At 65.9% G+C, this 23,606-nt stretch carries 19 protein-coding genes; 6 read left to right on the top strand and 13 right to left on the bottom strand.

Annotated elements, in window-relative coordinates; all coding sequences use genetic code 11:
• Positions 1 to 22 precede the first annotated feature (22 nt).
• The 7 genes from AC1D2E_RS02435 to AC1D2E_RS02405 form a co-directional block, all read right to left on the bottom strand.
• Positions 23 to 718 carry an ABC transporter ATP-binding protein gene (locus AC1D2E_RS02435; protein ID WP_478195913.1) on the bottom strand — a complete coding sequence of 232 codons (696 nt, stop codon included), beginning with the start codon at positions 716 to 718 and terminating at the stop codon, positions 23 to 25.
• 1 nt (position 719) lies between these two features.
• A complete protein-coding gene (locus AC1D2E_RS02430; RefSeq protein WP_478195912.1) occupies positions 720 to 1,511 on the bottom strand; it encodes an ABC transporter ATP-binding protein in 792 nt (263 codons plus the stop codon).
• Positions 1,508 to 2,812, bottom strand: a complete 1,305-nt coding sequence (locus AC1D2E_RS02425) for a branched-chain amino acid ABC transporter permease (RefSeq protein ID WP_478195911.1) — start codon at positions 2,810 to 2,812, stop codon at positions 1,508 to 1,510. Before AC1D2E_RS02425 ends, AC1D2E_RS02430 begins: the two co-directional genes overlap by 4 nt.
• A gap of 3 nt (positions 2,813 to 2,815) precedes the next feature.
• Entirely contained in the window at positions 2,816 to 3,763 is a 948-nt protein-coding gene (locus tag AC1D2E_RS02420) for a branched-chain amino acid ABC transporter permease (protein ID WP_478195910.1), read from the bottom strand.
• A gap of 100 nt (positions 3,764 to 3,863) precedes the next feature.
• Positions 3,864 to 5,111, bottom strand: coding sequence for a branched-chain amino acid ABC transporter substrate-binding protein (locus AC1D2E_RS02415; protein WP_478195909.1), 1,248 nt, complete (start codon positions 5,109 to 5,111; stop codon positions 3,864 to 3,866).
• Between the two features lie 164 nt (positions 5,112 to 5,275).
• The gene (locus tag AC1D2E_RS02410) at positions 5,276 to 6,919 is read right to left on the bottom strand and encodes a 3-(methylthio)propionyl-CoA ligase (RefSeq protein ID WP_478195908.1); all 1,644 of its coding nucleotides are present in this window, start codon (positions 6,917 to 6,919) and stop codon (positions 5,276 to 5,278) included.
• A 157-nt stretch (positions 6,920 to 7,076) separates the two neighbouring features.
• On the bottom strand, positions 7,077 to 8,879 hold the full coding sequence (locus tag AC1D2E_RS02405) for a carboxylesterase/lipase family protein (RefSeq protein ID WP_478195907.1): 1,803 nt from the start codon (positions 8,877 to 8,879) through the stop codon (positions 7,077 to 7,079).
• Positions 8,880 to 9,080: 201 nt separating this feature from the next.
• On the opposite strand from AC1D2E_RS02405, the gene AC1D2E_RS02400 reads away from it, so the two are divergent.
• From AC1D2E_RS02400 to AC1D2E_RS02375, 6 genes are all read left to right on the top strand, one after another.
• Positions 9,081 to 10,079, top strand: a complete 999-nt coding sequence (locus tag AC1D2E_RS02400; protein ID WP_478195927.1) for an AraC family transcriptional regulator — start codon at positions 9,081 to 9,083, stop codon at positions 10,077 to 10,079.
• Between the two features lie 90 nt (positions 10,080 to 10,169).
• Complete coding sequence (locus AC1D2E_RS02395) at positions 10,170 to 11,651, top strand: protein adenylyltransferase SelO (protein ID WP_478195906.1); 1,482 nt, start codon at positions 10,170 to 10,172, stop codon at positions 11,649 to 11,651.
• The gene (gene msrB, locus AC1D2E_RS02390) at positions 11,648 to 12,067 is read left to right on the top strand and encodes a peptide-methionine (R)-S-oxide reductase MsrB (RefSeq protein ID WP_478195905.1); all 420 of its coding nucleotides are present in this window, start codon (positions 11,648 to 11,650) and stop codon (positions 12,065 to 12,067) included. The genes AC1D2E_RS02395 and msrB overlap by 4 nt, the downstream gene beginning before the upstream one ends.
• Positions 12,068 to 12,076: 9 nt before the next feature.
• The gene (locus tag AC1D2E_RS02385; RefSeq protein ID WP_478195904.1) at positions 12,077 to 12,616 is read left to right on the top strand and encodes a septation protein A; all 540 of its coding nucleotides are present in this window, start codon (positions 12,077 to 12,079) and stop codon (positions 12,614 to 12,616) included.
• A complete protein-coding gene (locus AC1D2E_RS02380) occupies positions 12,613 to 12,876 on the top strand; it encodes a BolA family protein (RefSeq protein WP_478171613.1) in 264 nt (87 codons plus the stop codon). The genes AC1D2E_RS02385 and AC1D2E_RS02380 overlap by 4 nt, the downstream gene beginning before the upstream one ends.
• Positions 12,877 to 12,927: 51 nt before the next feature.
• Positions 12,928 to 13,713 (top strand): foldase protein PrsA, encoded by a 786-nt coding sequence (locus AC1D2E_RS02375; RefSeq protein ID WP_478195903.1) that lies wholly within the window; start codon positions 12,928 to 12,930, stop codon positions 13,711 to 13,713.
• 63 nt (positions 13,714 to 13,776) lie between these two features.
• Here the strand turns inward: AC1D2E_RS02375 and AC1D2E_RS02370 are convergent, their stop codons facing one another.
• The 6 genes from AC1D2E_RS02370 to AC1D2E_RS02345 form a co-directional block, all read right to left on the bottom strand.
• The gene (locus AC1D2E_RS02370; RefSeq protein ID WP_478195902.1) at positions 13,777 to 15,093 is read right to left on the bottom strand and encodes a TolC family outer membrane protein; all 1,317 of its coding nucleotides are present in this window, start codon (positions 15,091 to 15,093) and stop codon (positions 13,777 to 13,779) included.
• Positions 15,086 to 17,203 carry a peptidase domain-containing ABC transporter gene (locus AC1D2E_RS02365; RefSeq protein ID WP_478195926.1) on the bottom strand — a complete coding sequence of 706 codons (2,118 nt, stop codon included), beginning with the start codon at positions 17,201 to 17,203 and terminating at the stop codon, positions 15,086 to 15,088. Before AC1D2E_RS02365 ends, AC1D2E_RS02370 begins: the two co-directional genes overlap by 8 nt.
• Before the next feature lie 2 nt (positions 17,204 to 17,205).
• Positions 17,206 to 18,417, bottom strand: a complete 1,212-nt coding sequence (locus tag AC1D2E_RS02360; protein WP_478195901.1) for an HlyD family efflux transporter periplasmic adaptor subunit — start codon at positions 18,415 to 18,417, stop codon at positions 17,206 to 17,208.
• 113 nt (positions 18,418 to 18,530) lie between these two features.
• Positions 18,531 to 19,472, bottom strand: a complete 942-nt coding sequence (locus tag AC1D2E_RS02355; protein ID WP_478195900.1) for a lysophospholipid acyltransferase family protein — start codon at positions 19,470 to 19,472, stop codon at positions 18,531 to 18,533.
• Positions 19,473 to 19,825: 353 nt separating this feature from the next.
• Positions 19,826 to 20,896: a fimbrial protein gene (locus tag AC1D2E_RS02350; RefSeq protein WP_478195899.1), complete on the bottom strand. Its 1,071-nt coding sequence runs from the start codon at positions 20,894 to 20,896 to the stop codon at positions 19,826 to 19,828.
• A 1-nt stretch (position 20,897) separates the two neighbouring features.
• Complete coding sequence (locus tag AC1D2E_RS02345) at positions 20,898 to 23,597, bottom strand: fimbria/pilus outer membrane usher protein (RefSeq protein WP_478195898.1); 2,700 nt, start codon at positions 23,595 to 23,597, stop codon at positions 20,898 to 20,900.
• Positions 23,598 to 23,606: the final 9 nt, after the last annotated feature.

Raw genomic sequence — 23,606 nt, 5'->3', positions numbered from 1 at the left:
CGGGACAAGGACCCGAGGTTGATTAAACCTCCAGCCATTCCTTCCGGGTAGTGGCATCGGCCCTGAGGCTGTCGGGCGTGCCGTCGAACACGATGCTGCCGTGCCCCATGACCAGCGCGCGGTCGGAGATCTGCATCGCGATCGTCAGCTTCTGCTCGATCAGCAGCACCGAGATGCCCTTGTCCTTGAGCGTGCGCAGGTACTGGCCGACCAGCTCGACGATCTTCGGCGCCAGGCCCTCGGTGGGCTCGTCGATGATGATCAGGTCGGGGTCGCCCATCAGCGTGCGGCACAGCGTCAGCATCTGCTGCTCGCCGCCCGACAGCACGCCGGCCTCGGTGTGCTGGCGCTCCTTGAGCCGCGGGAACATGCCGTACATGTCGTTGAACTGCCAGCGGCTGTCCTTGCCGTTGCCCTTCTGCCCCAGCAGCAGGTTCTGGTGCACCGTGAGCTTGGGGAAGATGTCGCGGTTCTCGGGCACGTAGCCGATGCCCAGGTGGGCAATCTCGTAGGCCTTGCGGCGCAGGATGTCCTGTTCCTTCCAGCGCAGCGTGCCTTCGGCATGCACCAGGCCCATGATGGCCTTGGCCGTGGTCGACCGGCCCGAGCCGTTGCGGCCCAGCAGCGCGACGATCTCGCCGGGGCCAACGTCGAACGAAACACCATGCAACACATGGCTCTTGCCGTAATAGGCGTGGATGTCTTGAAGCTTGAGCATGTCAGTGTCCTGCACCCTGGGCATCGGCGACCGATGAGCCGAGGTAGGCTTCCTGGACGCGCGGATTGGCGCGCACCGCGGCCGGCGTGTCGAAGGCAATGACCTCGCCATAGACCACCACCGCGATCTTGTCCGCGAGGCCGAACACCACGCCCATGTCGTGCTCGACCGTGAGCAGCGTCTTGCCCACGGTGACTTGTTTGATCAAGGCGATGAAATGCGCGGTCTCGGTCTTGCTCATGCCCGCCGTGGGCTCGTCGAGAAGAATCACGTTGGCACCGCCGGCGATGGTCACGCCGATTTCCAGCGCACGCTGCTCGGCGTAAGTGAGGTTGACCGCCAGCACGTCGCGCTTCTTGTCGAGGCCGACCTGATGAACCAATTCTTCGGTGCGCTCATTGGCGTCGTCGAGCTTCGACAGAAAGCGCAGAAAGCTGTAGCGGTAGCCCAGGCTCCACAGCACCCCGCAGCGAAGGTTCTCGAAGACGCTGAGCTTCGGGAAGATGTTGGTGATCTGAAAGCTGCGCGACAGGCCCAGCCGGTTGATCTCGAATGGCTTCTTGCCGTCGATGCGCTGCCCGTTGAGCAGCACTTCGCCGCTGCTGGGTGCGAGCCGTCCGCTGATCAGGTTGAACAGCGTCGACTTGCCGGCGCCATTGGGGCCGATGATCGCGATGCGCTCGCCGGCCTGCACCGCCAGATCGACGCCGCGGATGATGTCCGTCTTGCCGAAGCTCTTGCGCAGGTCCTTGAGTTCGAGTGCACAACCCATTCCTGAATTCGTTTCGCTCATGCGACCGCCCGGCGTTTGTTCTCGACTTCGATCTGCTCCTGCGCCGCGCCCCAGGCGCGGGCGAAGCGGCGGCGCACCCATTCGAGCAGGCCCAGGCCCACCAGGGCCAGTGCCGCAGCGCCGAGCCAACTGCCGGTGCTCGAAGTATCCAGCGTGAGCCCGGCAAATGGAACCTCCGGCCCCAGCGCCGAGTTCAGCTGGATGTGATAGACCATTTCCACCAGGGCTGCCGCGCCCACCACCAACAGTGCGCCGGTTGCAATGAGTCCGGCGTAGAGCGCCCAGAAGGGCTTGAACAGGCCGAACTTCGCGACCCGCAGGTTCATCATGACCAGGCTCGCAACACCACCCGGCGCGAACATGACCATGAAGAGGAAGACCAGGCCCAGATACAGCAACCAGGCCTTGGTGAGCTCGGACAGCATGACCGACGCGAACACGAGCAGCACCGCGCCGATGATCGGGCCGAAGAAGAAGCCGGCCCCGCCGAGGAAGGTGAAAAGCAGGTAGCCTCCGGAACGCGCGCCGCTGAGGCTGTCACTGGCATTCACGATCTCGAAGTTGATGGCCGACAAGCCGCCGCCGATCCCCGCGAAGAAGCCAGCGATGATGAAGGCGAAGTAGCGCACGCGCTGGGTGTTGTAGCCGATGAATTCGACCCGCTCCGGGTTGTCACGCACCGCATTCAGGATCCGCCCCAGCGGCGTGCCGGTGAAGGCGAACATCAGCGCCGTGCAGACGAAGCAGTAGGCAGYGATCAGGTAGTACACCTGCAGCTGGGGTCCGAAGGTCAATCCCAGAAACGCCGTCCCGTAGACCCGGTTGGTCGTCACGCCGCCTTCGCCACCGAAGAATCCCGGAAACATGAGGGCCATCGACGCCACCAGTTCACCGATGCCCAGCGTGATCATGGCGAAGGTGGTGCCGGATTTCTTTGTCGTCACGAAGCCCAGCAGGACCGCGAAGAACATGCCCCCCAGTCCGCCGACCAGCGGGATCAGCACCAGCGGCACGGGAAGGCTGCCCTGTGTCGCCAGATTCATTGCATGAATGGCGATGAAAGCCCCCATGCCCGTGTACACGGCGTGTCCGAAGCTCAGCATTCCGCCCTGTCCGAACAGGATGTTGTAGCTCAGGCAGATGATCACGACATACCCCATCTGCGACAGCATGGTCAGCGCAAGGCTGCTGCGGAACAGGATCGGCGCCAGCAGCAACAGGAGTGCGAACAGCGTCCACACGATGACGCGGCCCACGTTCAAGGGCGTGAAGCGATAGTAGGAAACAGAAGACGTTGTCATGCGTCAATCCTCCCGGGTGCCGAGCAGGCCCTTGGGCCGGAAAATCAGGATCAGCACCAGGAACAGGTACGGCATGATGGGCGCAACCTGCGAAATCTTGAGACTGAGGAGTTCATAGCCGAAGGTCTGGCTGGTGACGCTCATGCCCAGGGCCTGAAGTCCGCCCGCGAACGACTGGTCCATCGCGACCGCGAAGGTCTGCAGCACGCCGATGAGCAGGGATGCCAGGAACGCGCCGGCCAGCGAACCCATGCCCCCGACCACCACGACCACGAAGATGATCGAGCCGACGGAAGCAGCCATGCCCGGTTCCGTCACGTAGGTGTTGCCGCCGATCACGCCGGCCAGGGCGGCCAGCGCAGCGCCGCCACCGAACACCAGCATGAAGACGCGTGGCACGTTGTGGCCGAGCGCTTCGACCATTTCCGGGTGCTTCAGCGCGGCCTGGATGACCAGCCCGATGCGCGTGCGCGTCAGCAACAGCCACACCGACACGAGCATCAGCAAGGCGATGAGCATGATGAAGGACCTGGACTTGGGAAACTGGGTGCCGTAGATGGTGAACAGCGGCCCTTCGAGCGCCGGCGGCAAGGCATAGGGGACGACCGATCGACCCCAGACCAACTGCACCACTTCGAGGATCAGGTAGGAAAGGCCGAAGGTCACGAGCAGTTCCGGCACATGCCCGAACTTGTGGACGCGCCGCAGGCTGTAGCGCTCGAATCCGGCGCCCAGCGCGAAGACCAGCACAGGCGCAATGACCAGGGCCGGCCAGAAGCCGATGACGCTCGAGATCGAGTACGCGAAATAGGCGCCCAGCATATAAAAGCTGGTGTGCGCAAAATTGAGCACGCCCATCATGCTGAAGATCAGTGTGAGGCCCGAGCTCAGCATGAACAGCAGCAGCCCGTAGCTGAGCCCGTTCAGCAGGGAGATGGTGAAAAATTCCATGAGGTCTGGGGTGGTGGTCAAGCGCCTCGCCGGACGCCGGAAAAAACGACGCCGGGAGAGATTGCAATCACCTCCCGGCGCGTGGTTTCGGAAATTCGTCCTAGGAGGACGCGGCGCCCGGGCGCTTCATCTGGCAGGACGTCGGGGTGCTGGCGATGTAGGGCTCGAGGTACTTCACCGGTGCGAAGGTGTAGCCGGTCTTTTCCACGCTGTACTTGTTCTTTGCATCCACCTTCTGCCACTTGGAGATCCAGAGGCCCTGCTGCAACTGGTGGTCGGTCTTGCGCATTTCGCTCTCACCGTTGAAGCCCTTGAACTTCAGGCCTTCCAGTGCCGCCGCCACCTTGACCGGGTCGGTGGATTTCGCCTTGGCCATCGCGTTGCTCATCATCACCAGCGCGTTGTAGACCGAGAAGGTGTAGAGGTCGTCGTTGAACTTCTGCTGGAACTCGTTCGTCAGGGTGCCCAGGCGACCCGGATAGTTGGAGTGGTTGTAGGCGATCTGGTAGACCTCGAGCTCCCCACCCGAAGCCAGCGCCGTCGGGGTGCCGGAGACCCCGGCATAGTAGGCATACACCGGCACTTTCAGGCCGGCATCGTTCAGCGCCTTGATCAGCAGGGTCATGTCCTGACCCCAGTTGCCGGTGACGATCGTGTCGGCGCCCGACTGCTTGATCTTGGCCACGTAGGGTGCGAAGTCCTTGACCTGCCCGAGGGGGTGCAGGTCATCGCCCACGATCTGGACGTCCGCCCGCTTGCGCGCCAGCCCTTCCTTGAAGTACTTGGCGACCTGCTGGCCGTGCGAGTAGTTCTGGTTGATCAGGTAGACCTTCTTGACGCTCGGCTGGTCCTTCATGAAGGTGGTCAGCGCCTCCATCTTCATCGAAGTGTCGGCATCGAGTCGAAAGTGCCAATAGTTGCACTTGTCGTTGGTCAGGACCGGATCGACCGCCGCGTAGTTCAGATAGATGATTTCCTTGCCGGGGTTGCGTTCGTTGGCCTTGCCGACCGCATCGGACAGCGGCACCGCGACGTTCGAGCCGTTGCCCTGCGTGATGTAGCGGAAACCCTGGTCGCTGGCGGACTTCAGCAGATTCAGCGCCTCCTGTGGAGAGCTCTTGCTGTCCATGCCGGTGATCTCGAACTTGACCCCGGCCGGATTCTCTTCCGGCGTCAGGTGCTCGGCCACGAACTGCCAGGTCTTGAGCTGGTTCTGACCGACGTTGGCGAAGGGTCCCGAAAGGCCCTCGATCATGGCGATCTTGACGGTTTCGCCCTTCTGGGCAAAGGCCCCCGCGGCAGCGGCCAGCATCACGCTCGCAGCAAGGAACTTGAGTGCAAATTTCATGGAAGTCGTCTCCTGGATCGGTGGTCGTTCAAACACGGGCTGAGCGTACAAGTCTTTGCAAGAGCACCCCTCAGGGAATGCCCGTAACGGCGCGCGCGCAGGCGCTCAAACTATCACCCATGCGACACGCGCCCGACGAAAATCCTACCCGTCGGTAGCTTCCCTCAGAGGCCCGGCAGCTTGTAGTCGCGCAGCACTTCGCGCAGACGGGTTTTCAGGATCTTGCCGGTGGCGCCGATCGGAATCGCTTCCACGAACACCACGTCGTCGGGAATCTGCCACTTGGCAGTCTTGCCTTGATAGAAGGCGATCAGTTCGTCGCGCGAGACCTCGGCGCCGGGCTTCTTCACCACCACCACGATCGGCCGTTCGTCCCACTTGGGATGCGCCACGCCGATGCAGGCGGCCATCGCGATCGCCGGATGGGCGACCGCGATGTTCTCGATGTCGATCGAGCTGATCCATTCGCCGCCGGACTTGATCACGTCCTTGCTGCGGTCGGTGATCTGCAGGAAGCCGTCGGCGTCGATGGTCGCGACGTCGCCGGTCGGGAACCAGCCCCGGCCCTCGGCATCGGGCACCAGCGGGTCGCCGCCCTCGCCCTTGAAGTACGCCTTGACCACCCACGGCCCCTTGACCAGCAGGTCGCCGTAGGCCTTGCCGTCCCAGGGCAGTTCCTCGCCGTTGCCATCGACGATCTTCATGTCGACGCCGAAGATCGCGCGCCCCTGCTTCATGCGGATCGCGGTCTGCTGCTCGGGCGTCTGGGCCAGGTGCTTGTTCTTGAGCGTGCACAGTGTGCCCAGCGGCGACATCTCGGTCATGCCCCAGGCATGCAGCACGTCGACGCCGTAGAGCTCCTGGAAGGCGTGGATCATGGTCGGCGGGCAGGCCGAGCCGCCGATCACGGTGCGCTTCAGGGTCGAGAACTTGAGGCCGTTGGCCTGCAGGTGCCCCAGCAGCATCTGCCAGACGGTCGGCACGCCGGCGGCGAAGCTCACCTTCTCGGTCTCGATCAGTTCGTAGACCGACTTGCCGTCCAGCGCCGCGCCGGGAAACACCAGCTTGGCACCGACCAGCGCGGCCGAGTAAGGGATGCCCCAGGCGTTGACGTGGAACATCGGCACCACCGGCAGCACCGAATCGCGCGCCGAGATGCACATGACGTCGGGCAGCGCCGCGGCGTAGGCATGCAGCAAGGTCGAGCGGTGGCTGTACAGGGCCGCCTTGGGATTGCCCGTGGTGCCGCTCGTGTAGCACATGCTCGAGGCCGAGTTCTCGTCGAAGGACGGCCATGGGTAGACCTTCGAGCGCTGGCCCATCCAGGCCTCGTAGCTCACGAGGTTGGGGACGCCGCTGTCGGCCGGCAGCTTGTCGGCATCACACAGTGCAATCCATTTCCGGATCGTGGTGCATTTGGCATGGACCGCCTGCACCAGCGGCAGGAACGAGAGGTCGAAGCAGAGGATCTGGTCCTCGGCGTGGTTCGCGATCCAGGCGATCTGGTCGGGATGCAGCCGCGGGTTGAGGGTGTGCAGCACGCGGCCGGAGCCGCTCACGCCGTAGTAGAGCTCCAGGTGCCGATAGCCGTTCCAGGCCAGCGTGGCGACGCGGTCGCTGAAGAGCAGTTGCTCGTCGTCGAGCGCATTGGCGACTTGGCGCGACCGCGAGGCGATCTCGCGCCACGTCGTGCGGTGGATGTCGCCTTCGACCCGCCGCGAGACGATTTCGGCGTCGCCATGGTGGCGTTCGGCGAACTCGATCAGCGACGAGATCAGCAACGGTTGGTCCTGCATCAAACCCAGCATCTATCAGCTCCTTGCATAAACATTCTTGGTAATTCAGGGGGAAAGCCAATGTAACCACCGGCGGCCCGACGCCCCCGAGGTTCCCTCATGTTCGGGTTTGCGGGCAATGCCGCAAACCCGCAGTCGCTCGCCCAGGAGACCGACTGCGGGCGGCCGCCTACTGGGTCGAGATGCTGGCCGCGCTGGGCGTGGCGTCGAGCAGGAGCCGGGAGGGCCACGGCGCCCAGGCCGTGCCCAGGGCGGCCGTGTTCGGATCCCCGGTGCGCATGAAGGCGGCGATGCTGCCCATCATCGCGTCCGACAGCGCTTCCCTGCCCGGCCGATTGGCCGCGCTGTTGGTCGCATTCGAGAACAGCGACGGGCCGAAATTGCCGAATACGAAGCCCAGGTCGAAGGCATGCGCGGCGCCGTAGACCTCGTTCCATGGGGCCGGCAGCTGCGCCCAGTCGAACTGGTAGTGCCACAGATCCGACTGCTGCGTCTTCATCGTGTTCAGCAGGTTGTCGCGGCTCGGCACCATGAAGGCGTTGGTGATCCGCGCGGTCATGGCGTCGTAGCCGGTGACCGGCGTCGTCACCGGCAGGTAGACCGGGTCGATGATGTCGGCCGAGCTCAGGGTGGTGGCCACGTCGGGGTTGAAGTTCTGCATCATCGCGAAGCGCGTCGCATCGTCGATCTTGATGCCGGGCTTGGGGCCGCCGACCAGCGGCAGGAAGGGCGTGAAGAGCTTGCCCTCGTCGCGCGTGACGCCCACCACGGTCGGCACCTTCAGGTACCGGCCGGCCGCGATCGCTGCGATCGGGTCGGTCGGCAGCACGGTGCCGTCCGGGATCGGCCCCGAGCCGGTCAGGCCCTTGGCCAGCACGGTGCCGAGGATGGTCTTGGCGTCCTTGGCCCGCAGGTAGTCGGCGACATCGGCGCTGCTCAGCCCGGCGGCGTAGGTCGCGGCACCGGCCAGGTCGGCCGCCTTGCCGTCCGCCACCAGCAGGTTCAGCAGCAGGCCGTTGCCCTGCGCCAGGTAGGCCGAAGCCGGATTCAGCGTCGGCAGGCTGCCGGGCGGCAGGTTGCTCGCCAGCGAGATGCCGCCGGACAGCGGCATGGCCTTGTGGAACAGGCCCTTCGACATCGGCGACGCCATCAGTGCCAGCAGGTTGATCGCGCCCGCCGACTGTCCCATTACCGTGACATTGGCGGCGTCGCCGCCGAAGCCGGCGATGTTCTTCTGGATGTAGCGCAGCGCCGCCAGGTTGTCGAGCAGCGCGAAGTTGCCGGAGTCGTCGCCCTCGCTGCCGCCGACGTGCAGCTGCGGCAGGTTCAGGAAGCCCAGCACGCCCAGGCGGTAGTTGGCCGTGACGATCACTGCGTTGGCCTTCTTCGCCAGGTTCGCGCCGTCGTAGACCGGGTCGGCGGTGTAGCCCGAGATGTTGCTGCCGCCGTGGATGAACAGCATCACCGGCAGCTTCTCGTCGAGGGTCGCCGGACGCCAGATGTTGAGCGTCAGGCAGTCCTCGCTGCCGACCGGCGTGTTCAGCGTGCTGGCGATCGTGGCGTCGTAGGTGTTGTTGGCGCCGGGGCCGTAGATGCGGCCGATCTGCAGGCAGGGGTTGCCGAACTGCTTGGCCGGGCGGACGCCGGTCCAGGCTTGGGGCTCGGCCGGGGCCCGCCAGCGCAGCGCGCCGACCGGCGGCTGGGCGAAAGGCAGGCCCTTCCACCACCAGGTGCCCGTGCGGGCACTGTCGTCGATGCCCTCGACCTTGCCCTGGGCGGTGGCACGCACCGTGGGTGCATCGGGCGTCGGGGTCTCGGGAACGGCAGTCACGGGCGTCGGGTTCATGGTCGCAGGAGTGGCCGCCGCGGGCGGCAGAACGGGAAAGGAGGGATCGGACGATCCACCGCAGGCGGCGATCATGGCGCACAGTAGCACCATTCCCGCGCCCCATTTCCGGGTTGTCAGGGTCATGTTTGTCTCCTTGTCGGGTTATTCGGAATGCCCTCCGTCGGGGCCGGCCTCGATACTAGGAACGACCCCTCCCATGCCCGCTATCGCAAGCACGCCAAATCAGTGACTTCAGAGACGCAAGCACCTGAATCGGTGCGCCCTGCCCCATCGCCGGCCCCGCTGCGCACCAGTTCGGGCGCCTGGCTCCGAGGCGTGCTCGACATGTTCGCGGCCGAAGGGCTGGACGTGCCGGCGCTGCTGCGCGACTGCGGCTTCGATGCCACCGGGCTCGACCAGCCAGATGCCCGCTTTCCGGCCGACGACATCAGCCAGCTGTGGCAGCTGGCCGTGGCCCGCTCCGGCAAGGCCACGCTGGGGCTCTCGCGCGAACTGGCCGCGCGCCATGGCAACCTCGACATGCTGGGCCACGCGATGACCTGCAGCCCGCATCTGCACGCGGGCCTGGAGCGGCTGGCACGCTATCTGGCGGTGGTCTCGGATGCCGCCACCTTCGAACTCGAAGCCGACCCTCGCGGCCATTGGCTGGTGCTCGGCCATGTCGGCAGCCGCCGGCCGGTGCCGCGCCAGCGTGTCGAGTACGGGATGCTGACCATGCTGGTGCTGTGCGGCTGGCTGACGCGACGCGCGCTGCATCCGCTGGCGGTCGAGTTCGTCTTCGCGGCACCACCGAACGACGCGGCCCATCGGACCGCTTTCGGTTGCGCGATCCGCTTCGGCGCCCCGGCCAACCGGTTGCTGCTGGCCGAGGCCGACATGCGCGCGGCGATCCCTTCGCAGCATCCGGCGCTGGCGGCATTGCACGAGCGCCTGCTCGACGAACAGCTGAACCAGCTGGCCGACAGCACGATCAGCCGCCGGGTCTGCGCCGAGATCACGCGCCGCCTGCCCGGCGGCGAGCCGCGCCGGCAGGAGGTCGCGGCCGGCCTCGGCGTCACCGAGCGCACGCTGCAGCGCCGGCTGCAGGCCGAGGCCAGTTCCTACCAGTCACTGCTCGACCACACCCGCCGCGAGCTGGCCCAGCAGTATCTGGCCGACCGGCGCCACACGCTGACGGAGGTCGCCGACCTGCTGGGCTTCGTCGACAGCAGCAACTTCTTTCGCGCCTGCAAGCGCTGGTTCGGGCTGCCGCCGGCGCAGTACCGGATGCGGTTGTGGGAGAGCGGCAAGGTGCCCATGCCGACCGTGCCGGCCGCCCTCTGAATCCTCGCGCCTGCGTCAAAGACGCCCGCATCGCGAGCTCGATGGCCCCTCCCGCCCGGGGTCTCCGCCCGCTGCGGGACAATCGCCCCCATGAGCATGCTTGCAGACGAAGCGGACCAGGTCGACCTGGGTCTGCACTGGGCCCCCGGCTTCTCGGCGCTGGGTCCCGCCTTCTTCACCGAACTCCAACCCCGCCCCCTGCCCGATCCCTACTGGGTCGGCCGCAGCGCGCGCATGGCGGCCGAACTCGGACTGGATCCTTCCTGGCTGCATTCCGACGAAGGCCTGGCCGCTTTCATCGGCAACTCGCCCATCGCTGGAACGCGCCCGCTGGCCAGCGTCTACAGCGGCCATCAGTTCGGCGTCTGGGCCGGGCAGCTCGGCGACGGGCGCGCCATCCTGCTCGGGGAAACCGAGGGCGGCCTCGAAGTCCAGTTCAAGGGCACCGGCCAGACCCCCTATTCACGCATGGGCGACGGCCGCGCCGTGCTGCGCTCCAGCATCCGCGAGTTCCTCTGCAGCGAGGCCATGCACGGGCTGGGCATCCCGACCACGCGGGCCCTGTGCGTGACCGGCTCCGATGCCCGGGTGCGGCGCGAGGAGCTCGAAACTGCCGCCGTCGTGACCCGCGTCGCGCCCAGCTTCGTCCGCTTCGGCCACTTCGAGCATTTCGCCGCCAACCAGCGCGACGCCGAACTGCGCGCCCTGGCCGACTACGTGATCGGCCGCTACTACCCGGGCTGCCGCGCGAGCTCGCGCTTCGGCGGCAACGCCTACGCCGCGCTGCTCGAGGCGGTCAGCGAACGCACGGCGGCCCTGCTGGCCCAATGGCAAGCGGTCGGCTTCTGCCATGGCGTGATGAACACCGACAACATGAGCATCCTCGGGCTCACGATCGACTACGGGCCGTTCCAGTTCCTGGACGGCTTCGACCCGCGCCACATCTGCAACCACAGCGACACGGCCGGCCGCTACGCCTTCAACCAGCAGCCCAACGTCGCCTACTGGAACCTGTTCTGCCTGGCCCAGGCCCTGTTGCCGTTGATCGGCGACCAGGAAATCGCGGTCGCCGCGCTGGAGTCGTACAAGACCGTGTTTCCGAGCGCATTCGAGGCCCGCATGCGGGCCAAGCTCGGCCTCGGCGAGGCCGCCGATGGCGACCGCGCCCTGATCGAGGGCGTGCTCAAGCTGCTGGCGCAGGAGAAGGTCGACTACACGATCTTCTGGCGCCGGTTGTCGCACTGCGTGGCAAGCGGCAATGCCGAGCCGGTGCGCGACCTGCTCGTCGACCGCCCCGGGATCGACGCCTGGCTCGAGACCTACGCCGGGCGCCGTGGCGGCATGCCGGCCGAGACGGTCGCCGAGCGGATGTTCCGTAACAATCCCAAGTTCGTCCTGCGGAACCACCTGGGCCAGCAGGCGATCGAAGCCGCCGGGCAAAAGGACTTCTCCGGCGTCGCCACCTTGCTGAGCCTGCTCGAAACCCCATTTGAAGACCATCCCGGCCACGACGACGACGCCGGCTTCCCGCCCGACTGGGCCTCCACGATCGAAATCAGCTGCTCATCATGACTTCACCCGTCCAGAAAACCGACGCCGAATGGAAAGCCCTGCTGGCCGAGAAGGGCGCCGAGCGCGGCGCTTTCGAAATCACCCGGCACGCCGCCACCGAGCGCCCCTTCACCGGCAAGTACGAAGCCCACTGGGAAGACGGCAGCTACCACTGCATCTGCTGCGGCGCCAAGCTCTTCGACTCGGCCACCAAGTTCGACGCCGGCTGCGGCTGGCCCAGCTTCTCGCAGGAGGCCGTGCCCGGCGCGATCCGCAACATCGTCGACCRCTCGCATGGCATGGTGCGCACCGAGAACGTCTGCGCCAACTGCGGCGCGCACCTGGGCCATGTGTTTCCCGACGGGCCGACCGACACCGGGCTGCGCTACTGCATGAACTCGGCCTCGCTGGAGTTCCAGAAGAAAGAGACCGACTGAGCGCGCGCCATGAAATTCGTCCTCGATTTTTTCCCGATCCTGCTGTTCTTCGGCGCCTTCAAGTTCTACGACATCTACGTGGCGACCGGCGTGCTGATGGCCGCCACCACGCTGCAGATGGCGATCATCTGGTTCATGGAGCGCCGCCTGCAGCCGATCCAGAAGGCCACGCTGGTGCTGATCCTGCTGTTCGGCTCGCTGACGCTGGCGCTGCACGACGACCGCTTCATCAAGTGGAAGCCGACCGTGCTGTACGGCGCCATGGCCATCGCGCTGGGGGTCGCGCTGTGGGGCTACAAGAGGAACTTCCTGAAGATGCTGCTGGGCGCACAGCTGGAGCTGCCGGTGCAGGTCTGGGGCAAGCTCAATGTCGCCTGGATCGCCTACTGCCTCTTCATGGCCGTCCTCAACGGCTACGTCGCGGCCTATTTCACGACCGAGGCCTGGGTCGATTTCAAGCTCTGGGGCTACGTCTTCCCGATCGTGTTCCTGATCGCGCAGGGCCTCTACATCTCGCCCCATCTCAAATCGGACAAGCCCGCAGCATGAGCCTTCCGACCGCCCAGGACCTCGAAACGCGGCTGCGCGAGGTGCTCCAGCCGACCGAACTCGAGGTGATCGACGAAAGCGCGGCCCACGCCGGCCATGCGGGCGCCGGCGCCGAGGGCTACGGCACGCATTTCCGGGTCCGCATCGCCTCGCCGCTGTTCGCCGGCAAGCCGCGTGTGGCGCGCCATCGGCTTGTGTATGATGCGCTGCAACTTTTCATCGCACAGGGCCTCCACGCGCTTGCCATAGAGACGCTTTAGGGCGTCGATTCCATCACCCGCACGGTCGTGCGGCGACAACTCCTCTCCCTTATGAAGAAAAACATCCTGAAGGCCGTCGCGCTCGCCACCCTGGTCGGCGCCATTCCGTTCGCCGCCCTCGCGCAGAACGCCGCCATCGTGAATGGCAAGGCCGTGCCGAAGGCACGCATGGACGTGCTGGCCCAGCAACTGGCCGCGGCCGGCCGGCCGGTGACGCCCGAGATGCAAGGCCAGCTGCGCGAGGAAGTGATCGCGCGCGAGATCTTCATGCAGGAAGCCCAGAAGCAGGGCCTCGACGCCAGCGACGACTACAAGGCCCAGCTCGAGCTGGCGCGCCAGGCGATCCTGATCCGCCAGCTGTTCGAGAACTACCGCAAGACGAACCCGGTCACCGACGCCGAGGTGCAAGCCGAGTACGACAAGTTCGTCGCGGCCAATTCCGGCAAGGAATACAAGGCGCGCCACATCCTGGTCGAGACCGAGGACCAGGCCAACAAGATCCTGGCCGACCTCAAGAAGGGCGCCAAGTTCGAGGACATTGCCAAGAAGCAGAGCAAGGACCCGGGATCGGGCGCCAACGGCGGCGACCTCGACTGGGCGGCGCCGGCCAGCTTCGTGCCCGAGTTCTCGGAAGCGATGATCAAGCTCAAGAAGGGCGAGACCACGGCCGTGCCGGTCAAGTCGCAGTTCGGCTACCACATCATCCGGGTCGACGACGTCCGCCAGGCGCAACTGCCGAAGCTCGAGGAAGTCAAGCCGCAGGTCACGCAGCAGCTGCAGCAGCAACGGCTGCAGAAGTACCAGGAAGACCTGCGGGCGAAGGCGAAGGTCGAGTAATCGAGCCAGGCGAGACGCCTCGCCTGCAGACAAAAAAAGCGGCCCGCGGGCCGCTTTCTTGTTTCACAAAGGCGCCCCGACCTTCAATTGCGCATTGATTTGCGCCACTTCCCCGGTGTCCAGCGCCCCTGTCGCCGCCTTGAGGCGCAGCAGCGCGACCAGGGTTTCGTACCTGGCGCGCAGCAGGTCGCGCCGGCTTGCGTAGAGCGAATCGAAGGCCCGGAGCACGTCCACGCTCGTGCGGCTGCCCACCTTGTAGCCGATCTGGATGGCGGACAAGGACTCGGCCGAGGTTTTCACCAGGCCCGTCAACAGGTCGATCCGCTGCACGCCCCACTGGAAGCGCGAGAAGTTCTCGCGCGCCTCGGCTTCCGCCTGCCGGGACGCCGACCGCCACTTGCCTTCCGCCTGGTCCTCCAGCGCGAGCGATTCCTTGAGCCGTGCCGGCGCCGCGCCGCCCGTGAAGAGCGGCACGGTGACGCTCAGCATCGCCGTCGCCGTCGTGGTCGGCCTGGCATAGCCGGAAGCCGCGCCGGCAGGCGTATAGCCGGCCGTCAGGTTGACGACCGGATAGCGCTCTCCACGCACCTTGCTGACCTCGAGTTTGGCGATCTCCCATTCGATCTGCCCCAGCTGCACCGGATAGCCCTGCGCCCGCGCCTGCGTCGCCCAACCCTCCGCATCCTCGGGCACGACACGCGGCCGCACGGCGAGCTCCGACAGGCGCGAGAGCGAGGAGAAGCGCTGGCCGGTCAGTTGCTCGATCGCGCGGTACTTGAGCGCCAGGTCGTTGCGCGCATCCATCTTCTGCAACAGCGCCTGCTCGCCGAGCGTGTCGGCCTCGCGCAAATCGATCAGCGTGGCCTCTCCCGCCGCCTTGCGCAGGCGCAGTTCCTCGAGGTGGCTGGCGATCGCGGCCGCGTAGTCGGTGGCCCGTGCGCGCTCGTCCTCGGCGGCCAGCACATCGAAGTAGGCGCGCGCGGCGCGCACGATCAGCGCCTGCCGGGCGCCAGCCAGTTCGACCGCACCGCGCGCCGCGACGAAGTCGGCCTGCTGGTAGCTCGCCCACCGGCTCCAGTCGAACAGGGGCTGCGTCAGGTTGACGGTCCAGCCGTTCTGCCAGTAGCTGGTGGCGGGCGAGTTCTCGCTGGCGATCCGGTTGAAGGCGCGCCCCCAGCCGCCGTCGATCCTCGGCAGCAAGGCCGCACGCGCCTTGGGCAGCGCCTGCTGGGCCGCCTCGTAGCCGGCACGGGCCTGGCCGAGTTCGGCATCGTGTTCCACCGCCTGCGCGACCACCGTCATCAGGTCCGCCGTCTGCGCGCGACCCGCGTGCGCGACAAGGCCCAGCAGGATCCCCACCAGCAGGCGACGGCTATGCATGGAGAAGCACACCGGACGTGGGTTCATCGGTCGATGCCTCGCGCACCAGCCGGCCGTCGACCAACCGGTAGCGGGTCTCGAAGGCCGATGCCAAGAACATGTCGTGCGTGATGACGACCACCGTGCGGTCCAGGCGCGCGAGCAGCGCCGCGATGCGCCGCACCGACACCGGGTCCAGGTTGGAAGTCGGCTCGTCGAGCAGCAACAGCTCCCGCTTCTGATAGAGCGCACGGGCCAGCAGCAGGCGCTGCCGCTGGCCGGCCGAGATGTTGGCCATGGTGTCGCTGACCATGGTGCGCGTGCGCATCGGCAGCCGCATGATGTCCGCCAGCAGCCCCACCTCGTCGAGCAGCGCATGAATCCGCGCTTCGTCGGCGTTGGCCTCGAACAGCGAGACGTTGTCGGCAATCGAGCCGTGCAGGATGATGTCGCCCTGCCGCATGTGGACCGCATGGCGGCGAATCTCGTCGACCGTGAGATTCGGCCAGAGGATGCCGTTCAGGGCGATGCGGCCCTCCTGCAGCGGCTCGGCCGCCGCCAGCAGCTTGAACAGCGTCGATTTGCCGCTGCCGGACGGCCCGGTGATGGCGATCTTCTCGCCCCGGCGGATGTCGATGCTCGCCCCCTTGAAGACCGGCTGGTCGGAGACGCCATAGCGGAAGGTCACCTCGTGCATCTCGATGCGCTGGAACTCCCGCACCTCGACGGTCTTGAGGACGTCACCGAGCGGCGTATAGCGCTCTCCCTCGCCCTTGGCGATGTCGTCGACCCGGCTGACCGGCACGCTCAGCATGAAGTAGCCGAACGCCGAATTGATCGATCGGGCCAGCCGCTCGGACATCAAGGTCTTGTAGATCAGGAACGAATAGAAGACACCGACCGAGACCGTGCCGCTCAGCATCAACCGGGCCGCGAGCCAGGTGATGACGATCATGTCGGCATAGTCGATCAGCTTGAGGATCGCGTCGCGCAGGCTGCCCAGGCGGCTGCCTTGCAGCGAGGCGGCGATGAACGCCCGGTACTTCGCCATGAAGATCGCGCAACGCCGGGTCTCGCCCTGGGACAGCTTGATCAGCGACGCAGCGCGGATGGTTTCGATCAGCGCGTCGTCGCAACGCGCCGAGTGCTCCATCACCAGCGCATGGGTGTCACGCATGCGCGTGAACAAGGCGAACGAGACCGCCACGTAGAACATGAAGATCAACAGGGCCACCAGCGTGAGAAGCCCGCTTTGCACCCCCATCAGCGCCAGCGCCAGGACGGCCACCGACAGGTCGATGTACAGCGCGATCCGGGTGCGCGTGGCGAACGCGCTGATCTCGTCCTGCGCCTTGACCCGGGCGAACAGGTCGCCCACGTTGCGCTTCTCGAACCACGGCATGGGGCTGCGCAGCAGGTGGGCCAGCAGCCCTTCGGTCATGCGGGCCCGGGTCAGGCCATGCAGCAGCTCGACCAGGTAGCTCTGCACGTATTGGCTCAAGGCGCCGATGACGAAGATGCTGCCGAAGGTCAGCGCCAGGACATTCAACAGGTTCAGGTTGTCCGTGGCCACGACCTGATCGAGCACCAGGTTGCCCAGGTAGGGCATGGCCAGAATCGCGAACTGGCTGCCGATCGCGACGAACATGAGCTTCGCGATTTGCCCGCCGAGTTGCGGATTGCTCGCGCGCACGCGGGCCAGCGCCGCCGGCACGCCCGAGCGGGCCCGGATGCGCGGCATGCTCGGCGTCGGCGCGCATTCCAGCAGGTAGCCCGACACATTGCTCCTGAAGGTGTCCAGCGCCACGCGTCGGCGGCCCGACGCCGGATCGATGAGGTGGACATAGCCGCGGCGCACCTTCTCGAAGACGATGAAATGCGCCCCGCCGAAGTGAATGATCGATCCCCGCGCGATGCCCGACAGGTCGGCCGGATCGAAGCGATAGGCCTGCACCGACAGGCCGAATTCGACCGCCACGTCGTACAGGTCCATGAGCGACAGGCCGTTGGCCGAGATCGGGCGGTGGAGCGACAACTCGCGCACCTCGGTCGACCGGCCCAGGGACGACAGCACCATGGCCAGGCACGCATAGCCGCATTCGGCGACTTCGTTCTGATAGAGCACACGCATCGTCATCCCCGCACCATCCGGAACAACGGCGCCAGGATCCACTCGGCGATCGTCCGGCGCTCGACGGCGATGCTCGCGGTCGCGCGCATGCCGGGCAGGATCTTGAATGTCTGCCGCTCGAAGTGGAAGACATCGCCGCTCAGCGTCGCCCATGCCATGTAGTCGTCGCCGCCCTCCGGCGGCTTCTCCTTGTCCTTCGGGTCGGAGGCGGCCGGCGAGGACATCGGGGACTGGACCGTGGTGCCCGAAATCGAGTCGATGCGCGCCTCGTGGCTGCCGAAGCGCTCGTAGGGGAAGGCATCGAACTTCAGCCGCACGGTCTGCCCAAGGTGTACGAAGCCGCGCCGCCGCGACGGAATGCGCAAGGCGGCGCGCAACGGCCCGGCTTCGCCCGTGCCGATGACCAGGGCCACATCGCCCGGCTCCAGCGAATGCCCCTGCACCAGGTTCGAGAAGCTCACGACACCCGCCTTGGGCGCGGAGATGGTGAGGGTCTGCCGTTGCTGTTCGAAGCGCACGTCGAAGTCCTGGCGTTCGCGGGCGTGCTGCGAAGCAAGCGCCTCGATCTGTGTCTCGAGTTCGGTTTGCGTGCTCCGAACCGTGGCCAGTTCCCCGAGCAACTGCTGGCGCCGCGCCGCACTCTGCGCCACGGCCACCCTGCCCTGGCGCGTTTCGGCCCGCGCCTGCTCGATCCGGTCGGCCGGCAAGTAGTCGGAAATGGACTCCAGCCGCGAGAGCTTTTGCTCCGATTCATTCACCAGATGGCCGTTTTGCGCGCTCTGTTCGCCGAGCGCCGCCAGTTCGGCCTGCCGGGCTTTCTGCATCTGCCGCGCGGCCTCCAGCTGGGATTGCAATCCGCTCTTTCGCTGGCCGTACTGGAGCTCGATGGTCCGGATCTGGTCGCTGCGCATCTGCTCGTCGAACACCGGGCGCTGGCGGCCATCGCTGGAGAGCGACAGGTTCCGGTCGAGCGTGAACAGCGGCGTGCCGGGCTCGACCCGCTCCGATTCCTGGACATGGATCTTCGAAACCAGCCCGCTCAGGCCCTGGATCTTGACGTCGGAAGGAGAGATGACTTCGCCCTGCACGTCCTGCTTGAGTTCGATCTCGTGCACGAATGCGAAAGCCGTGGCGGCAATGACAACCGTCGATGTGGCATAGGCGATCCAGCGCCAGGAAACATCCTTGAAGTTCGGAAGATGGGTCGGTTCCATGAAAACAATGACGCCGATGCAGTCGGCGTTTCAAATTACTAATAAGGAATGGCCACGCCTATTCACGCTAAATTCAAAGGCCCGGACCACGACCGAATCCGGTCACTCCCTTGTCATTTGACGGAAGCGAAGGCATACATGGACGGATGCCCGGCGGGAAGCCAGCTTGAATAATTGCCGACCAGCGCGGTCTCGATGTGCTGCGCCAGTTGCTGCGGGGCATCGGCGTCGGCGAGCGACAAGGGGCTGAGCAGCTCGGCATCGAATCGCCCGTTCTCGAAGCGCAGATAGAAAGGGAGCAGCATGGCGTCCAGCGGCGCACCCAGGCGAAAGACGCCGTTATGGACGCGCGCATGGCGCCCGAACATCGAGACATTGACCGTCTGCATCGGGAAGCGCTGGAACGAAAATGGCGGCACATCGGAAAACAGCACGGCAACGCCATGGCGCTTCAGCGCCCGGGCCACGCGCAGGCCCAGGCGATTGCGTTCGACATCGCCATCGCCGAAGGTGTACAGCACCTTCACGCCGGGTATTTGCGCATCGTCGTTGCCATAGATGTTCCTCGGCACGCCGGACACCACGGCCATGGACTCGATGCCCAGCAGGGCTCTCAATTCATCGATGACGTAGATGTTCGCGTACTGGGACACATAGTGGAACGGCGACACAATGACCGGGCGCCCCGGCCATTCGGCCTTCAACCTGGAAATTTCATTGGCGAGCCGGCCAGCCACCGCCTGCAGGTCGGGCCAGGCTTCGCTGCCGCAGGCACGCCGGCCGAAATAGATTCGCTGATCGATCAGGCTTTCCAGCCGATCGACCGAACGCGCTCGCCGCGCTTGCGCTGGCGACACGCCCAACACCTCGCGGCCGATTTCAGCGCGCGCGACGCCTTCGGCCCGGATCCGTAGATTGAAGACACTACCGATCCGCCAACCGGCCACTGCCAGAGGCTCCAACAGCGCACGGGGGACGCGAGCCATCCATGCGCCGCGCAGGTGGTATTGGGCGATTCTCGCCCAGTTCAGCAGCGTCGCTTTGAATACTCGCATTGACAAATCTTCACGCTCAAATAAAAACGGACCTTGCGGTCCGTTTTGAAGCGATTTAGGCCTTGGGGACCGCGACGAGGGGCTCCGTAGGAGGCGTCACGGTAGGCTTGTCCGTCTTGCAGCAGCCGCCTGCGATCATCGACTTGGCCAGTTCGCTTCGTTCAATCTTTTGCATTTTCAATACTTCCAATTTTGAGTTTAAACAAACAGTCATCGAGTGACTGCGGAATTAATGTACCAGCGTCACGAACCGATTTAACGGTCAGATCCATTTTCGGAATTTTCTGATCACCGTTCCGTAATGATCCGAAGGTATTGCACCGCTTTACCCTGCTCGTGCTTTGGCTCCATCGTTATTTGTAGCTGAGGGTGAAAGTTGCCGTGCCGTCGGCGCGGCCCGGCGTCACGGTGCTGGCGGTCTGGTAATAGCGCGCGGTATAAGGCAGCACATAGGCGCCGTCCTTCGACGGCCCCACCAGCACATCGTCCCCGAACGGAACGGGCGTGGCGTCCTTGTCCAGTACCTGGATGCCGACGCCGCCCGCGATGTCCGTGCCGCCCGTGATCTTCAGCACACCCGGCGCGCTGGTTGCCGGATCTTGCGTCGCGTCCATCCGCAGATAGACGAGGTTCTGGGCGTTCTGGCCCGGTTGGCAGTTCAACTGGATCTTGAACGGCTTGTCGCCGGCGGTGGTCCCCATGCCCCCGAAGCGACTGAGCGCCACATTGCCGAGCGGCACTGAAATGTTGCGCGAGCCCGTGCCCACGGTGCATGAGGGCGTGATGATCGTGATGCCGTTGCCCGAAAGCACGGTGGTGATCAACGGCTTCACATCGTCACCGGAATACGTGGTGTAGGTGCCGCTGGACAACGGACCGTTGCCGGTGACGGGTCCTATCTTGATCAGTTCGACCCGGAAATACGAATTCGCATAAAACTTGGCGGTGGCGCCCGCACTGAAATGTTGCGTGTGCGGGTAATAGACGATGGTGCCGGTGGCGCCGCCGGTGGAGTCGGCGCCGCCGTCCGGAATGAAGCGCGACAACCGAATGCCGATGCCCGTCACATTCGTCGTAAAGATGTAGGTCTCGCCYGGCACCACCGTCCCCTGCCACACCACCCCATTCGCCTGGCCACCGCTGGCATCGCACAGGAGCCCGTACGCCTCGGCACCGAGCGGGAAGTCCCTCGTCGCAATGACAGAGTTCAGCGCCTGGTTCTGGGGAATGATGACGGTGCCCATGTCCATGTTGATGGTGCGAGGGACGAAGGCGGGGCTTGGGGGGGGACCGACGGAACCGGGAAAGATGTTGCAGTTCGCCATCGCGCCCTGCGCGCCACCCAGCAGGCACAGGGCCAGCAAGGCCGCGCGCGCGGGGCCGCGCGACAGGGTCTTGATCGTTGTGAATCGGTGGTTGCTCATGTCATTCCTTAGGTTTGGCTTCGCCCGAAGCGACAGGCGTGGCGAGTGCGCCCGGTGCGCCCGGTGCGTCCGGCGCGGCGCATTGGCCGTCCAGCTGGCGGATCGGCGGCGGCTGCTCTTCGTCACGCAGGCTGTAGGGCACGGTGCAATGCTCGCTGTCGCCATGCCCCCAGATCACCTTCAGCCGGCCTGAACTGGCGGCGCCGGTGACGAAGGCCTGGCCGTCCGGGCCGACGATGCCGACCTCCTGGCCCGCCTCGTTCTCGATCTTCGAGCCCAGGGGCAGCATCCTGCCGTCCGGGCCGGTCAGCGTCATCAGCAGGCGGAAGCCCACCGAGGTGTCGAACTTCGCCAGCACGACCGCGCCGCGCGTCGGCACCACGTCCATGGCCGCGTTCTTCACCTCCACCGTGTCGCCCAGGTCGCCGGTGCGAAGGGCGACGCGGTTGATGCGGTAGGGGCTCAGGTTGGCAATGACGGCCTGGCCCTGCCCGTCGGTCATCACGCCCGGCTGCGACTCGAGGCCGACGCCCTGCGCCTTGGGCACCCGCACCAGCGCCATGGTCTCGCCGAGCGGCTGCGACAGCGTGGCGCCGCCGCCATGCACCAGCAGGCCACCCGACATGCCGAAGGTGGTCTGGCCGTAGCCACGGCCCTGCGACTGGCCGAGGTCGAAGCGGCCCACCGGCGACAGGTAGCTGGCGCTCGCGCTGCCGTTGGCGCCTTGCTGGTTCGAGTCGCCGGCCATCACGTTGTAGGTCAGGCGGCTGTCGTCGAAGGCGGAGCCATAGAGGCCGGCCTGCTGGTTGACGCGGCCATTGTTGTCATGGGTCACCGAGTACTGCGCGTTGGCGCGCGTGCTGCCCAGCGGGATGCTCAGCATCACCGTGATCTGCCGGTTCGACGGCGCGTTCAGGTTGGTGCTGTAGTTGTAGAACACGCTGTAGCCGAACTGCTTGTAGTTGCCCGAGTAGCCGACCTGCACCAGGCGATCGGTGGCGCTGGTGCCCCAGTAGCTTTGCTGCCGGGCCGAAACGAACAGGCTGCCCTTGTCGGCGATCTGCTGCGACAGGTCCAGGCGCAGCTCGTTGCGGCGGCTGTTGAACGGGGCCGCGGGCAACAGGTCCTGCATCTGCACGGCTTCCTGGAAGGTGCGGTAGCCGCTGGTCGAATAGCGGTAGCCCGCGACCCGGAAGTTGGTGCCCGACGAGATGAACGACTTGGCATAGAGAAATCGCAGCGACTCCCCGGTGTGGCTGGCGTCGTTGCGATCGGTGGTGCGCGCGCTCGTCAGGTCGACCGACACGGCGCCGAAGTCGCGCAGGTTCTTGCCGACGCCGGCCAGCACCGCCTGGTACATGTTCGCGGCCGTCAGGCCGCCATAGAGCGAGAACTCGTTGCCCATGCCGCGCGCCAGCGTGCCCTGGGCGAAGTAAGGCTGCGACAGCGCCGGACGCGAGCCGCCGTACGAGGTGTCGAGGTAGCTGTAGCCGTTGCGGTACCTGCCCGCGGTGGCCGCATAGCGCCAGGTGCCTTCGCGCAGCAGCGTCGGCACGGCGGAAAAGGCCTGGATGTAGCGGGTCTGCCGGCCGTCGGCCTCGGTGATGGTCACCTCGAGGTCGCCGCTCGACGCGGTGGGATAGAGGTCGTCGAGCACGAAGGCCCCGGGTGCCACGAAGGTGCTGTAGACGACGTAGCCGTTCTGCCGCACGGTGACCCGCGCATTGGTCTGCGCCACGCCGCGAATCGTCGGCGCATAGCCTTGCATGCTGTCGGGCAGCATCGCGTCGTCGGACGCAATCTGCGCACCGCGAAACTGCACGCTGTCGAAGAAGTTGCCGGGCGTGGCGCCTTCACCGACCAGCAGCTGGCCCTTGATGGACGCCAGGTCGCGCTGGACGTAGGAGTTGATGGACTGCCAGCGGCCCTGGCCGGCGACGTTGCTGTTGTAGGTCGAGTAGTTGCGAAAGCGCCAGTCGCCGGCATTGAAGCCGGCGCGCAGGCCAGCGAAGAAGGTTTCGCGCTGGATCTGGCTGCCCGCCAGGTTGTTGTTGAGCGCCGCATTCCCATCGAGGATGTTCTGCTGCACCTGCAACTGCTGCTGGATCGACAGGTTGTTGTTGTAGTTGCTGCCGGTGTTGTGCCCGTAACTGAGCTGGTAGTCGAGCATGCCGGCGGTGATGCCCTTGTCCCACTTCTCCGGCCCCACGGCACCGCGTGCCGAGCGCTTCAGCGCGGCTTGCGGGATGCTGACATACAGCCGCTGCTTGCCGCCGTCGTAGCTCACCGCCGAGTCGGGAATGACGCTGCCCAGGTCGATGCAGGCCTCGTCCGGGGCGCTGGCGAGCGCCGGGAATACCGGCACGTTGACGCCCCAGGCTTCGAGCAGGCCGCGCGTCAGGCAAGGCACGGCGTCGTTCTTGCCTTCCTGCTCGACGAAGCGGACTTCGCTTTGCCCGACGCCGCGTTCGTTCAGCGTCACGTCGACCAGGTAGGTGCCGGCCGTCACGCGATTGCCGAAGGCGAACAGCGACAGGTCCGCGGTGGGCTGGTCGCCGCCGATGCCGAGAAACTCCTGGTTGAAGGTCGAGGCGGCAAATTTCTGCTGCGCATGGCCCGGCGCGCCCAGCGCCGCCAGCAGCGCGGCGCACAGCGTCAGCCGGAACGGCGCGCGGGACAAGGCGAATTGGTGGTGGTGCACGGTCCGGCC

It is taken from the genome of Variovorax sp. P1_H2, assembly GCF_056405295.1.
This window is presented reverse-complemented; position numbering and strand designations above follow the sequence as displayed.